The sequence below is a fragment of the Enterococcus sp. LJL90 genome (genome assembly GCF_056924355.1).
This window is the reverse complement of record NZ_JBXPBQ010000005.1, coordinates 213,403-227,172: the sequence shown is the minus strand read 5'-3', so window position 1 is coordinate 227,172 and position 13,770 is coordinate 213,403. Positions and strand designations below refer to the sequence as shown.

14 protein-coding genes are annotated in these 13,770 nt (G+C 42.8%); 10 read left to right on the top strand and 4 right to left on the bottom strand.

Translation table 11 applies throughout. The features are described 5' to 3' along the window. Positions 1-144: 144 nt before the first annotated feature. The 3 genes from AC1Z3S_RS12935 to AC1Z3S_RS12925 all read right to left on the bottom strand — a co-directional run bounded on the left by AC1Z3S_RS12935 (position 145) and on the right by AC1Z3S_RS12925 (position 3,421). Positions 145-1,428 (bottom strand): ABC transporter substrate-binding protein, encoded by a 1,284-nt coding sequence (locus AC1Z3S_RS12935; protein WP_461740708.1) that lies wholly within the window; start codon positions 1,426-1,428, stop codon positions 145-147. Between the two features lie 291 nt (positions 1,429-1,719). Further along, positions 1,720-2,937, bottom strand: a complete 1,218-nt coding sequence (locus AC1Z3S_RS12930; RefSeq protein WP_461740707.1) for an anti sigma factor C-terminal domain-containing protein — start codon at positions 2,935-2,937, stop codon at positions 1,720-1,722. Continuing rightward, on the bottom strand, positions 2,918-3,421 hold the full coding sequence (locus AC1Z3S_RS12925) for an RNA polymerase sigma factor (protein ID WP_461740706.1): 504 nt from the start codon (positions 3,419-3,421) through the stop codon (positions 2,918-2,920). The genes AC1Z3S_RS12930 and AC1Z3S_RS12925 overlap by 20 nt, the downstream gene beginning before the upstream one ends. A gap of 193 nt (positions 3,422-3,614) precedes the next feature. Between AC1Z3S_RS12925 and AC1Z3S_RS12920 the strand changes: the two genes are divergently transcribed. The 10 genes from AC1Z3S_RS12920 (at position 3,615) to AC1Z3S_RS12875 (ending at position 12,383) form a co-directional block, all read left to right on the top strand. Continuing rightward, positions 3,615-4,460, top strand: coding sequence for a YitT family protein (locus tag AC1Z3S_RS12920; protein ID WP_461740705.1), 846 nt, complete (start codon positions 3,615-3,617; stop codon positions 4,458-4,460). Between the two features lie 18 nt (positions 4,461-4,478). Next, complete coding sequence (locus tag AC1Z3S_RS12915) at positions 4,479-5,198, top strand: GntR family transcriptional regulator, LSA1692 subfamily (RefSeq protein ID WP_461740704.1); 720 nt, start codon at positions 4,479-4,481, stop codon at positions 5,196-5,198. 13 nt (positions 5,199-5,211) lie between these two features. Then, entirely contained in the window at positions 5,212-6,525 is a 1,314-nt protein-coding gene (locus AC1Z3S_RS12910; RefSeq protein WP_461740703.1) for a Sapep family Mn(2+)-dependent dipeptidase, read from the top strand. A 16-nt stretch (positions 6,526-6,541) separates the two neighbouring features. Continuing rightward, positions 6,542-7,495, top strand: coding sequence for a glycosylasparaginase (locus AC1Z3S_RS12905; RefSeq protein ID WP_461740702.1), 954 nt, complete (start codon positions 6,542-6,544; stop codon positions 7,493-7,495). Between the two features lie 33 nt (positions 7,496-7,528). After that, a complete protein-coding gene (locus AC1Z3S_RS12900; protein ID WP_461740701.1) occupies positions 7,529-8,872 on the top strand; it encodes a PTS sugar transporter subunit IIC in 1,344 nt (447 codons plus the stop codon). 12 nt (positions 8,873-8,884) lie between these two features. Continuing rightward, positions 8,885-9,406 carry a GrdB-related putative oxidoreductase gene (locus AC1Z3S_RS12895; RefSeq protein WP_265459802.1) on the top strand — a complete coding sequence of 174 codons (522 nt, stop codon included), beginning with the start codon at positions 8,885-8,887 and terminating at the stop codon, positions 9,404-9,406. A 19-nt stretch (positions 9,407-9,425) separates the two neighbouring features. Then, positions 9,426-10,487 carry a M42 family metallopeptidase gene (locus tag AC1Z3S_RS12890; protein WP_461740700.1) on the top strand — a complete coding sequence of 354 codons (1,062 nt, stop codon included), beginning with the start codon at positions 9,426-9,428 and terminating at the stop codon, positions 10,485-10,487. Between the two features lie 11 nt (positions 10,488-10,498). After that, positions 10,499-11,578, top strand: a complete 1,080-nt coding sequence (locus tag AC1Z3S_RS12885) for a M42 family metallopeptidase (protein ID WP_461740699.1) — start codon at positions 10,499-10,501, stop codon at positions 11,576-11,578. A gap of 145 nt (positions 11,579-11,723) precedes the next feature. Then, positions 11,724-12,041, top strand: coding sequence for a PTS sugar transporter subunit IIB (locus AC1Z3S_RS12880; protein ID WP_461738011.1), 318 nt, complete (start codon positions 11,724-11,726; stop codon positions 12,039-12,041). Positions 12,042-12,062: 21 nt separating this feature from the next. Further along, positions 12,063-12,383, top strand: a complete 321-nt coding sequence (locus tag AC1Z3S_RS12875) for a PTS lactose/cellobiose transporter subunit IIA (RefSeq protein WP_265459798.1) — start codon at positions 12,063-12,065, stop codon at positions 12,381-12,383. Positions 12,384-12,523: 140 nt separating this feature from the next. Here AC1Z3S_RS12875 and AC1Z3S_RS12870 read toward each other — a convergent pair whose 3' ends face one another. Continuing rightward, entirely contained in the window at positions 12,524-13,726 is a 1,203-nt protein-coding gene (locus AC1Z3S_RS12870; protein ID WP_461740698.1) for a M20 family metallopeptidase, read from the bottom strand. Positions 13,727-13,770 lie beyond the last annotated feature (44 nt).

The window sequence follows — 13,770 nt, the reverse complement described above, 5'->3', positions numbered from 1 at the left end:
CTAAAATTTGAAAAGCGGCTGTCTCACAAGCAACCGAGAAATTGAATCCTTAAGTAGTGCTCAATCTCAGCTATTTAGTAAATAATTGGAAATTTACCATCGACTTCCTATGCTACAACCGCTTTTCCACTTGCTCTGTTTTATTTAATTACCAGATTTTTCTAATAGCTCCTGTGCCACTTTATCAACATTCGTCAACATATCAGCAATTGATTCTTCATCTAATAAATATTTTTGCATTTCTGTACCGTAATCTTTATGAATATCACCGATGCTGCCCCATTCTTCCCAAGGGCAAGCGACCCGACCGGCATTAATCGTTTCTTTTACGCCATCATATTCTGCAGGTAACGGGAAGTCTGCATCCTTCAAATAAGAAGAGCCACCTTCATTGTTTTGCCATAACGCTTCTTGGCCTTCTTTAGATGCGATTGCCTCTACTACTTTCATGGCAATGTCTTTGTTCTTAGAGTTTTTATTGACAGCAAAACCAGCACCCGGTCCACCCACTAACCAACCTTCATTGCTAGTAGTACCATACCAAGGCATCATATCAAATTGTAAATCAGGGTTTTGCGACTTGATTGCTTCCACATCCCATGCTCCTGATGCAAACATCGCCGCTTCACCAGTTGCAAATTCTTTTAACGATTGGTCATGGTCAATTCCTGTTTGCTCCTGAGTATAAATTCCTGCCTCAATCATTTGTGACCATTGTTCGATGTAAGGATCCCAATTACCTTCTAAAGTTGTTTCACCTTCTCGGTACTCTTCATTAAAGTTTTCTCCAGCTGGTTTAGATAAGTATTCAGCCTGTACAAAAGCCATTGAGCTCTTTAAAAGAGGTTCCCAAGATTTTAGCCCCGCTGCTAATGGTAGAATATCCTTGTCTTGCAGTGTTTGGCAAACGGCGATAAATTCATCAAAGGAAGTCGGAATTTCAATGCCGTTCGTTTCAAAAATTTCTTTATTATAAAAAAGTCCTTCAAACCAGCTGATGCCTGGTACTGCATAGGCCGTTCCTTCATAAGTAAATGGTAGAATACCGTTTTCAGTATAATCTCCGGTTAAACTAGTTACATCTTCAATATAATCTAACCGAGCATGCTTCAAAGCAGACGCTGGTGTTTCACTGATAATGTCTGGCCCCTCGCCAGCTGCCAATTGAGTATCAATAATTGTACTGTAATTGGTATTGTCAACGAATTGAAACTCAATTTTTGCTTCTGGAACTTCTTCCTCCAAATAAGCCAATAATTCCTTAACTGTGTCTTCACTATTCCAATAAGTTAACCGAATTGTTTGCTGCTCACCAGAGCCTTCTGAGCTAGAACTGCCACTACCACTATCTGAAGTACCACAAGCTGTCAATGTTCCAAGCAATAAACTTCCAGCAAATATACCCGTCATTAACTTTTTAAACTTCATCTTCTTTTCCCCCTAATTTTTATTCCTTACAATGTTATTGTAAGCGGATACATCTTTTTTGTAATTAATACTTTTCTTTGAAAAATTGACTTTTCTTTCGAAGTAATATAAAACTTAAAAAAATCCACTAACTTCTCTTTTCTGATTGATTAAAAAGAAGTAGAAAACTGAATACATCCAATTTTCTACTTTTCACTACTTTATATTTCTTTTGGTTCAAACTAGCTATAGAATCTCTTGGTTTTTGTCAACTAATAGAAATTGGAATCAATTTGCTTCTTCTATCTCTTTTTATGAATTCATAAAGCTCTGACTAAACAGCTCTGTCCCCAAAATCTGCGTGTCCAACACTTGGTCTGACTCCACGATTTCCCGATAGCGTTCGGTGGTTGCCGACAAATAAATGCCGGTTATTTTTACATCATTTTCTTCAATATAATCTAAGGCCTGTTGCAAATATTCAGCAGACAATGGCGCTGCCTGATTTTGCTTTTCTAATAAGTCATGATTGTCTAAAAGATATCGCAAGCAGGATGTAAAATGTTCTTTAAAGTCCTGCCGTAGATTAACGTCTGTCGCCCCAGCCTCAGTGCTCGGCAACAGATGAGGATATTTTCCATTTAAATCTGTGAGATAAGAACTGCTCGTGCCAATATAATTGGCAGCATAATCAAAGGTCGCAAACCAGTTGAAGCCCAGTGGCAGACCATCACTATCGCCGATGTCCACACTAAACCAGTTCACACGATAATCGGTGTCACTGAAAAAACTTTCTGTACCAAAAATCTCCTGGACTTCCCCAAGGCTCAGTGGTGTAGCAAAAGTCAGGCCGCCGGCGATTTCGCTAGTCGCCGGTAACGCTGTAAGTTTTTCGAGGGTTTGTTCTTTGTTGGCGAGAAATAATTGCCGACTCTCTTCACTCAGATTTCCAGTAACGCCAAGCAGACCGCTGGCAGCAGGCAAACTGCTGCTGGTTTCCCCCACTTTTCCCCGCACAATTTCATAAGTTTCTTGATTGTTTGACAGGGGGACTGCTGGCAGATTGGTCTGATATGTTTTGGTGACAGCATATTTTCCAATGCCATTATGCTGATAATCAACCGCTGCTAGATGATACAAAGGACTCGTCACCTCCGTCTGAATCGCAGCCACAATGTTATAGGGAATGACATCTTCTTGAGTTATTTTTTCTGTTGGATTGAAATAGAAAAAATTGGCCAATGGAAAAATCAGCCACTGCAAAATTGCGAAAACAACGAGTAAAATTCCAGCTACACCTATCCCTAATCGTAAAAATTTACGATTGACTTGGCGTTTCAATTTTTTTGAATCGACTGTTTCTGCCTCAGTCAAATTCGGCAGTTCAAAGGCTTCGCTAGCTTCTTGCTCCAATAAAACCTCCTGCAGGGCAGCAAATTCTTTTAAACGTTCCTCCACATAGTTTTTCTCAGTCGCAGTAGCTTCCCCCCGCTGATATTTTTCCAATAAATCAGTTAATTTTTCCGTCATCTGTTAACACTCCCTTCAATTTGCGGCGGCTGCGGTGAAGCAGTACCCGCACCTGCCCTGGTTTTAAGCCCAAGTATTGGGCAATATCGGCTGTTGACCAATGTAAAAAATAAAAGAGCAAAATAATTTCACTTTGAGGTGGTTTCAAATCGTTGATCGCCTGATAGAGCTGCTGATAGTTTTCCTTTTGAAGCAACTGCTCTTCTGCTGACTGAAATAGTGGCGACTTGGTTTCTGTCGCCTTTTCTAACGGCAGCAGCTGCCAGCGGCGATTTTTCCGCTTCAAATCAATAAAGCGATGCTTAACCACTGAAAAGAGCCAGAATTTCATATTTTCAGGCAACACTTCTTGCATAGCCAACTGAAAAAAAGCATCACTGACTAGCTCTTCAGCCCCATAACTATCTTTGGTAAAGGAGCGGGCATATAAAAATAGTTCCTTAGCATACAACTGATACAACAATTCCAATTGCGAACTTTCCATCCCCACTCCCCCTTCACTTTATATACGTTTGATGTTGGAAAATGTTACAGCTTTATAAAAATTTTTTTATTTTTATTATAGCAAGAGTAGCTTTCACATTTTCACTTCCACAAAAAAATTTTTAAAACAGTATATACAAAATAGTATATACTAGTTATAATGAACTTGAAAAAAACAACGGGAGATCAGTGCTATGCCAAAAGCTAATTTTTCAAAAATGGGAATTGCTTTATTGTATGCGGTGCTATCATCGATTGCCTTAAACTTTTTTTGGTTGTCTGGCAACATTTATGCAAACGGTATCACAGGCTTATCGCAGTTATTGTCCGTCAGTTTAAATCACTTTGCCGATGTGCAGCTGTCGATTCCCTTGCTCGTTTTAGTTTTTAATCTGCCGCTATTGATTGTCGCGTGGTTTAAAATCGATAAAGAATTTACCTGCTATACAATTTTTGCGGTTGTCATCACCTCCTTTGTGATGAAACTTATTCCGCCGCTTGTGATTACTACCGATCCTTTTATCTGCGCATTATTTGGCGGCGTGCTCCACGGAATTTCGGTGGGCATTACGTTAAACAGTGACTTTTCAACTGGTGGGTTAGACATTATCGGCATCATCGCCCGCAAATATACCAAACAAAGCATCGGTTCAGTTTTTATTGTTTTTAATGTCTTGATTGAATTTGCGGCGGGCTTTTTATTTGGTTGGCAGTATGCTTTTTACAGCGCCTTTTCGGTTTTTATCAGCGGTAGGGTGGTTGATTATGTCAACGCTAAGCAGCAAAAGGTTCAGCTATTAGTTGTTACCCAAAAAGCGCCACAGCTAGTGCCGAATATCCAAGAAAAAATTTCTCGGGGCATGACGATTGTCAATGATGTTGAAGGGGCCTTTGACCACGAGTCCCGCAAAATGCTGATTGTCGTAGTTTCAAAAAGAGAGCTAGCGGCCGTTAAAGCAATTATTACGCAAACCGACCAGCAGGCATTTATCAGCATTGCTTCCGGCGTTGCTACCAATACTAGTTTTTTTGAATGGTAAAAAAAAGGATGGATTAGGATGGAAAAATTACCGAGTTATCAACTCGTTGCGAAAGAAATTGAAGAAAAAATCAAGACAGGCGTCTACGTCAGCTCGCAAAAGCTGCCTTCAGAATACGATTTGGCCACTGAATTTGCTGTCAGCCGGCTGACGGTGCGCAAAGCGATTGATTTTTTGATTCAGCAAAATCTGCTTTTCAAAATGAAGGGCAAAGGCACCTACGTGATGCAGCCGAGCGAAAAATATCAAAGCGGCAAATCGGGTCTAGTCGGCTTTACCGAGTCCGCAAAGGCCTTTGGTAAATCTTCTAATACAAAGGTTTTAGTTTATGACCAAACGCCGCAAGCGCCGCAAACTATTTTAAATGCTATGCAATTGACCAAACAAGGTGATTTGGTTTATATCGAGCGGCTACGCTCTTTTGATGAAGAGCCGATGACAATTGAGCATTTATACGTGAAAAGCAGCACTGTCAAAGATGTTACCAAGGAACAGTTAGCGAATTCGCTTTTTGAACTAATTGAAAAAACTGTCGAGATTGCCTATTCCCATCAAGAGGTGGAGGCCATGCTAGCTGACCAAGAGTTGGCGAAGCTTTTGCAAATCAAAAAAAATGATCCTGTACTAAAAGTTAATTCGATTGCCTATTCTGCCACGGCAATTCCGATAATTTACGATACTTCCTATTACCGTGCTGACAAATATACCTTCAAGAACACCTTAATTCGTAATCATTAAAGGAGACGTCACAATGAATGAACTGAATTATCAGCAGCTGATTCAAGACCATGCTGCGGAATTTTTAGCAGATTTAAAAAGTGTCCTGCAGATTCCTAGCGTTAAAGGACCAGCCGCTACTGGCGAGCCCTTTGGTTCAGGGCCGCGGGCAGCTTTAGAACAAACGCTGAAATTGGCAGAGGGCTACGGATTTAAAACAAAGACCATCGGTGATGCCGTTGGCTATGCCGCTTTTGGTGAGAGCCGCGGGTATATCGGAGTCGTTGGGCATTTGGACGTCGTGGCAGCCGGTAGCGGTTGGGATTATCCGCCCTTTGATTTAAGCGAAGATGCCGAAAATTTTTATGGACGGGGCATTTTAGATAATAAAGGTCCAATCCTCGCCTGTCTGTTTGCTTTGAAGCTTTTGAAGGACGCCGGCTTTCAGCCGAAACGGCAGATTCGCATTATTTTCGGAACGGACGAAGAAAGTGGTTCGGCTGATTTACCACTGTATTTAGCGGAGGAACAGCCGCCGATATTTGGTTTCACGCCGGACGGCAAATATTCAGTTGTTTACGGAGAACGGGGAGTTGTAAATTATCAATTGAGGACTGCTTTTTCTGAGAGCGCTCTTTCTGACCTTGGTGCTTTTAACGGCGACCAAGCTCGCGACCACGTCCCCGATGAACTCTCTGTCACCTATCAAGGAAAAACTTTTTCTGCAGTTGGTAAACGAGCCCCTTCAAACGCCCCTGATTTAGGCTTAAATGCCATAACACTTTTGGCGGAAAAATTACTAGATGAAGCGGCTTTGCCAACAGAAGTTGCAACTTATTTTTCTTGGCTCTACACAAGTTTCCATCAAAAGCACACCGGCGAAGGTTTGAACATTGCCTTTGAAGATGCCGATTCTGGTAAATTGATGATTACGCCTTATCAGCTGCAAAAAGATGGGAAGCAGCTGGTCTTAGATTTTGCCGTTCGTTATCCAGTAACTTTTTCTGAAGAAGATGTCACAGCTAGACTTTTGCAAGTGATTCCAGAAGACAGTCAGCTAAACGTCACTCGCCGTATCAAAAGTCATATGATTTCTAAAGAAGCTGCCGGCATTCAAATTTTATCACGAGTCTATGAAGAAACTAGCGGTTTAGATGGGACGCCGGTGACAACGACAGGAGCCACTTATGCCCGCTCAATGCCAAATATTGTCGCCTTTGGTCCATCATTTCCCGGACAAAAAGGCATTGCCCACAATAAAAATGAGTATATGGCGAAAAAAGATTTATTTTTAAATATGGAAATTTATCTCAAGGCAATCTGCGCTTTAGCAGTTGCTGATTTATAAAATTGGAGGAATCAATATGAGTTGGGGAACCATAGCAACATGGCGGATGGCCGATGACGGCGTGCAAAAAGCCGCCGCATTATTAGCAAACCGAGGAACAGCCGGAGACGCAGTCGAGACGGCGATCAAAGCCGTCGAAGATTATCCTTATTACAAATCGGTCGGCTACGGCGGTCTGCCCAATGCCCACGGAATTTTAGAAATGGACGCGGCTTTTATGGATGGCGACTCCTTTAAAATTGGCGCTGTCGCAGGTATTGTCGATGTTAAAAATCCGATTTCAGTTGCCCGTAAATTGAGCGATGAAAAATTTAACAGCTTTCGGGTTGGTCAAGGAGCGACTGAGTATGCCATGTTGGCGGGCTTTGAGCGCTGCAACATGTTAACCCCCCGAGCTAAAAAAATCTGGGAACAACGGGTGGAGGAAATTTCCAAACATAATTTAGACCCTTATGACGGACATGATACCGTCGGCGTGGTCTCTCTGGATCAATTTGGCAAAATGTGTGCCGGTACCTCCAGCTCAGGCTTGTTTATGAAGCAAGCTGGTCGGGTTGGCGATTCGCCCTTATCCGGCAGCGGCTTTTATGTTGACAGTGAAGTCGGTGGTGCCGTTGCCACAGGCTTGGGAGAAGATTTGATGAAGGGCTGTCTCTCCTATGAAATTGTCCGCAAAATGTCTGAGGGCTTAGCTCCGCAACAGGCTTGCGACGAAGCGGTCTATCGCTTCCATCATAAGTTAAAAAAACGCTATGGCAAAGCCGGCGCCTTTTCGTTAGTCGCCATGAATCCCAAGGGTGAATGGGGCGTTGCCACCAATGTTGAATTTACTTTTTCCGTCGCTGCCAACGGTGAGGACAGCCAAATTTTCATCGCCAACATGGGAGCAGACGAGCAAACAATAATTGAGCCAATTACCCAAGAATGGCTCGCCGCATACGAAAAACGGATTAAGGCACCAATCGATTAATCGTTTAAATAAAATAAGAAAAGAGGATAAAAAATGTTTAGTAAGTTGGAAAATGTTTTGATGCCAGTTGCCGTTAAACTGGGCCAGAACAAAGCACTGATTGCCATTCGTGATGGCTTTTTAATCACGACCCCTTTGGTAATCGTCGGATCAATCTTTTTATTAATCGCCAATTTCCCGATCACCGGCTGGTCTGAATTTTGGGCGGGAATTTTTGGAACTGGTTGGGAATCTTGGATTACAAGAGTCTCCGGTTCTGTCTTTAATACCGTTGGCTTCTTCTCCTGTCTTGGCACGGCTTATGCCTATGCCCGGGAGAAAAAAAGCGACCCGATTCAAGCAGCCGCTGTGGCAGCGATTGGCTTTTTGATTTTAACACCCAACAAAATTTTTATTGAAGGTGTTGCAGATCCGGTAAGCGGTTTGTCCTTTGACCATCTGGGTACCAATGGGATTTTCGTTGGTTTAGTTGTCGCTTTTGTTTCAGTAATTATTTATTCCTATGCGACTAAAAAGGGTTGGACAATTAAAATGCCTGACGGTGTGCCGCCAGCAGTTACTAAATCCTTTGCCGCTTTAGTTCCAAGTGCGCTAGTTATGATGACCTTCTTCTTAGTTAATATTTTATTTGGGATGACTTCCTTTGAAACCGCCCACAATTTTATTTTTGAAGTCCTGCAAACACCTTTGCGGGGGGCCGGTAATACTTTGACGGCGCAAATTATTTACAGCTTGGCTTGTACTATTTTCTGGTTCTTTGGCATTAATGGTCCGGCGGTAGCCAATTCCGTTTTTGCTCCAATCACCAAAATTTTAACAATGGAAAACTTGGATGCCTTCCAAGCCGGCACTACTTTACCAAATATCTTTACCGATCCGTTTTCTAATTTCTTTACCAATTTCGGCGGGGGCGGTTCGACCCTTTCATTAATTATCGTGATGATGCTCTTCTGTAAATCCCGGCGAATTAAAGAACTGGGAAAACTATCGATTGTTCCAGGAATTTTTGGTATCAATGAACCGATTATCTTCGGTTTACCAGTCGTCTTAAATCCAATTATCATCATTCCGTTTATTTTGACACCAACAGTTAACCTACTGCTGTCAACTTTTGTTACAAAAATTGGTCTGATTCCTTATACAACGGGTGTTTCGCTACCATGGACCACTCCGATTGGTTTTTCTGGTTACTTGAGTACCGGTAGTTTAGTGGCCGCTTTATGGCAGTTTGTTCTGCTGGCTCTTGGCTGTCTAATCTATTACCCATTCATTAAAACGTTAGACAAACAATATCTTCAAGACGAAGCCGATGCGGCAGCGGAAAAATTAGCCGAAGAAGAAATTTCCTTTGACGATATTTCAATCGAAGACTTATAGGAGGTGGCTGACATGAAAATTATTTTTATACTCGATCAAATTCAAGCCGGTTTAGGTGGCGCTGAAAAAGGCGACCAACCCTTGGGCGGCAAATATATGGCGATTGGCTCGGTCCAGATGTTTGAAAATTATCTTGGAGCGGTCAACGGCGAAGTCATGGCAACCTTGTATTGCGGCGATGATTATTTCGCCGCAGATGCTGAAACCAATGCCTTGAAATTAACTGCAATGGTTAAAAAATTAAATCCCGATGTCGTCATTTGCGGGCCTTGTTTTAATTATGATAAATACGGCTTGATGGCGGGCAAAGTGGCGGCGACGATTACTGATAAGCTCCACAAACCGGTGATTGCCGCCATGTCTCAGGAATGTGCCGAAGCGATTGAATTGTACAAAGACCAAGTCGACATTGTTAAAATGCCGAAAAAAGGCGGCACTGGCTTGACGGAATCAATGGAAACAATGCTGAAACTTTGCCAGCTGAAAGTCAATCAGGAAGACACCACGGCCTTTACTGCTGAATATTGCTATTAAGAGAATCGAGGAAAAAAAGTTGGACTTAGTTGAACAACTGCGGGCTCTGGCTACAACGCCGGGTATTGCAGGCAATGAAAAATATATTTCCCATTTTTTAAAGGAACAGTACACAGCTTACTGTGACGAAATTATTTATGACAATCTGGGCTCCATTTATGCGTTGAAAAAAGGTAACGGCGCTAGTCAGCTGCGGGTAATGGTCAACGCCCACATGGATGAATTAGGCTTTATTTTAAAAAAAATTAATGCAAATGGTACTTTAACAGCTTTGGCGCTGGGGCAATTTAACGACAAAGCTTTATTGGGAACCAAAGTTAAACTAATGACCCGCAGTCAAAAAACGTTCACCGGCGTCATCCTAGGGCAAGACCAAGCTGGCACTGCTTTAGGCAAAACCGGCGATGTACTCTTGGATTTTGGCTTTATTTCAGAAGCCGAAGCGGCGACTAAGGAAATCATGGTCGGCGATATGATTACTTTAGCGGCTGATTTTTTCACTTCAGAAAATCAGGAAACTTGGTATGCTGCAAATTGGAATGGTCGCTTGGCCGTCAGTCAAACAATTGACATCCTGCGGGCATTAGCTGATGTGACTCTGCCTTTTGATTTATATGTCGGCTGTACAGTGCAGGAACAAGTCGGTACCCGCGGCGCCCAAACCGCCGCCAATTTAGTTCAACCTGACTTAGCGCTGATGCTGGATACGCAGCAGGCGTGGGATTATCAAACAGATGCGACTGACCAACAAGGGATTTTAGGTGAGGGCTTATTGCTCACCTACTACGACCCCTCCGTTTTACCAAATCGTTTGCTTTTAAGTGTGCTCCGTCAGTTGTGTGATACAGAAAAAATTGCTTATCAAAATTATTATTCCTTGACTGGCTCCGATGCCGGCTGGATCAATAAATTGCGGACCGGCTGCCCGACTTTATTAATCGGGCAAGCTCTGCGCAATTTAGATGCTGGTTTACAAGTCGCAAGGCAAACAGATTATCAAGCAATCGCCGCTGCCTTAGCTGCCTTCTTGAAAGCCTTGACCCCTGAAAAAATCATAGCTTATCAAGAAGAAAATCGTTAGGAGGCCTCACTATGACAATTCAAGCAATTGACCTTGAGCTCCTGAAAAATTTAAGTGAAGCCGATGGTATCGGCGGTTGTGAACGGGAAGTCTCCCGTGTCGTCAAAAACTACGGCGCACCGTTAGTCGATGAGTATTTTTATGATAATCTGGGTTCTTTGATTTTGCACAAAAAAGGTCCCGGTCCGAAAATTATGCTCTCCGCCCACATGGATGAAGTCGGCTTTATGGTGCGAAAAATTACACCTGACGGCTATCTTTATCTTTTACCTGTTGGTGGTTGGTGGGGCCATGTAATGCCCGCCCAAGAAATGAAAATCACCACCGCCACTGGTCAAAAATATATTGGGGTTATTGGCAGTCGGGCGCCCCACGGAATGCCCGCTGAAGAAAAAAATAAAGTCTTTGCACCGATGGATTTCTATTTAGACATGGGGGTTAGCAGCGCTGCAAAAATTAACGAGCTGGGAATTGCCGTGGGCGATATGATTACGCCAAATACACAATTTCGGCAAATGAATGACCCTGAATATTTAATGGGCAAAGCCTGGGACGACAGAATTTGTCTAGGCACAAGCTTAGAAGTGCTACGTAATATAGCGCAATCTGAAATTGCGGCAAATGTTTATTTTGCGGCAACCGTCCAAGAAGAAGTCGGCATTCGCGGCGCGCGTACGGCCGTTCATAGCATCAAGCCTGATATTGCGATTGCTTTAGATGTCACCACAGCAAAAGACACCCCCTTTGATAAAGACGGGCTGCGATTAGGTGATGGCTGTATTTTAGCAGTGTTAGATTCCTTGACGATTGCCAATCGTGGTTTACTAGAGCGCATGGAAACAATTATTAAAGAACAGAATTTAAATGTTCGCTATGACTTTATGACTGTCGGCGGCACCGATGCGTGTAATATTCACAAGGCGATGGAGGGCGTTGTCACCATGACTATTTCTCTGCCCACCCGTTACATGCACTCTTCCCGTTTATTGATTCACCAAGAGGATTATCGGCAAACCATTCAGCTGTTGGTAGCCTTTATCCGTTCATTGAGCGTGAAGGATGTAGCGGCCTTTAAAGAAACACTACGTTAACCATAAAAAAGCAAGCCGCCTCTTTGAAACTTTTCTCTAGATTGCTGTTCTAGCCTTTTGGAAAAATTTTTCAAAAAGCGGCTTTGATTTTCTGCTTAGATTAGATTATGATAAGAAGGTATCAAAAATATAGGGAGTGATAACAATGGCTAAAAAAACAATTATGCTAGTTTGTTCAGCCGGCATGAGTACGAGTTTACTGGTAACAAAAATGCAAAAAGCGGCGGACGAACGCGGCCTGGATGCAGATATTTTTGCAGTGTCAGCTTCTGAAGCGGACAATAATATCGAAAGCAAAAATATTGATGTCTTACTTTTAGGCCCGCAAGTGCGCTTTATGAAAAATCAGTTCGCTGATAAATTAGCACCATTGGGCATTCCTTTGGACGTTATCAACATGTCTGATTACGGCATGATGAATGGCGAAAAAGTGCTAGACCAAGCTGAAAGTTTAATGAAATAACAAAATTTGGAGGGAACAACGATGGAAGATCAACAAAATTTAGAAGCAATCATGGGCTTAATTATGTACGGAGGCAATGCTAAAAGCGATGCAATGGAAGCCATTCAAGCAGCCAAAGAAGGCAACTTTGAATTAGCTGACCAAAAAATCGTCGATGCTGAACAATCTTTAGTGCAAGCTCACCATTCTCAAACCAATATGTTAACTGAAGAAGCCCAAGGCAATCACATGGAAGTGACATTGCTAACTGTTCACTCACAAGACCATTTAATGACAGCGATTGCTTTTACTGACTTAGCTAAAGAAATCATCGACTTGTACCGCAAAATCGATGTGGAATAAGCACCACAAAAAATGACAATTTGCCAACTTTGATTGGCAGCTGAAATAAAAAAACAAGCAGTCAGACTTGCTTTGTCTGCCTCAAAACAAAATGCGACCTCTTTAAGCTAGATTCTTTAGCCTAAAGAGGTCGTATTTTATTATACTAAAACTTCTGTTTGAATTGCCGCTTGGTGCTGCGCTTTAATTTGCGCCAATAGCTCTGGTTGCAAAATCAAATCCAGTGCTGTGAGAGCTAATAATTCTGCTCCGATGCCGATGGAGGCTAGCCCTTTTTCACTGCGGGCCGCCGCTTTAAATTCAATGCTGTGACCGGCGATGTAGTCGTCCGAAATGGAGACTAGAGGTTGAATTGTTGGAATGACTTGGCTGACATTTCCCACATCTGATGAGCCTAAAGCATCTGGTTTCTTGGTGGCAATTTCCTCCTCAGAAATGCCTAAGTCCCGCAGGTGTTTTAAAAAGACTGCATCAAAAGCTGGCGTCACGACGATATCATCGACAGAATTTTGGAATAAGCCAAATTCATAAGTTGTTCCGGTGGCTAAGGCAGCACCCTTCACGATATTTTCAACCTTTTGATACACTTCATTTAAAGTATTGCGTTTTAAAGCCCGCAGATAAAAACGAGCTGAGGCGAATTCCGGCACAACATTTGCTGCGACACCGCCGTCGGTGATAATACCGTGAATCCGCACATCGCTTGGCAAATGTTCCCGCAAGGCGTTGATGCTGTTATAGACTTGAATCACCGCATCCAAAGCGTTAATCCCTTTTTCCGGAGCGGCCGCTGCATGGGAGGCCCGCCCGTAAAATTTAATGTCCACCGGGTCATTAGCTAAGCCGGGACTTGTCAAACTATAGCGATGGCCCGGATGGCAGCAAACCGCCGCATCGACATCCTCAAAGAAACCTTCCCGCACAAAGCTGCCTTTCGCCGAACCATTTTCGCCACCTTCTTCGCCGGGTGTTCCGTAAACGCGGATTTCGCCGCCAATTTTATTAATAATTTGTTTGAGCGCACTGGCTGCTAAAATCGAAGTAGTGCCAAATAAATTGTGACCACAGGCATGGCCAATGCCTGGCAAGGCGTCGTATTCGGCTAAAAAGGCAATCGTCGGACCAGGCTTACTGGATTGATAGCGGGCATCAAAGCCCGTTCGGTGACCGGCAACATCTTTTTCGACGGCAAAGCCTTCTTTTTTCAGACGGTCAATTAAAACGTCTGAGGAATAAAATTCGTAATTGCTGACTTCTGGATGGTCATGGATGTCTAAGGCCAAGGCTTGATATTCTGGTAAGCGTTCTGCGATAAATGTTTCAAATTGTTCTTTATAAGTCATGGAAATTCCTCCAGTAAATTTTTTATTTGGTTAAATTATTTGGC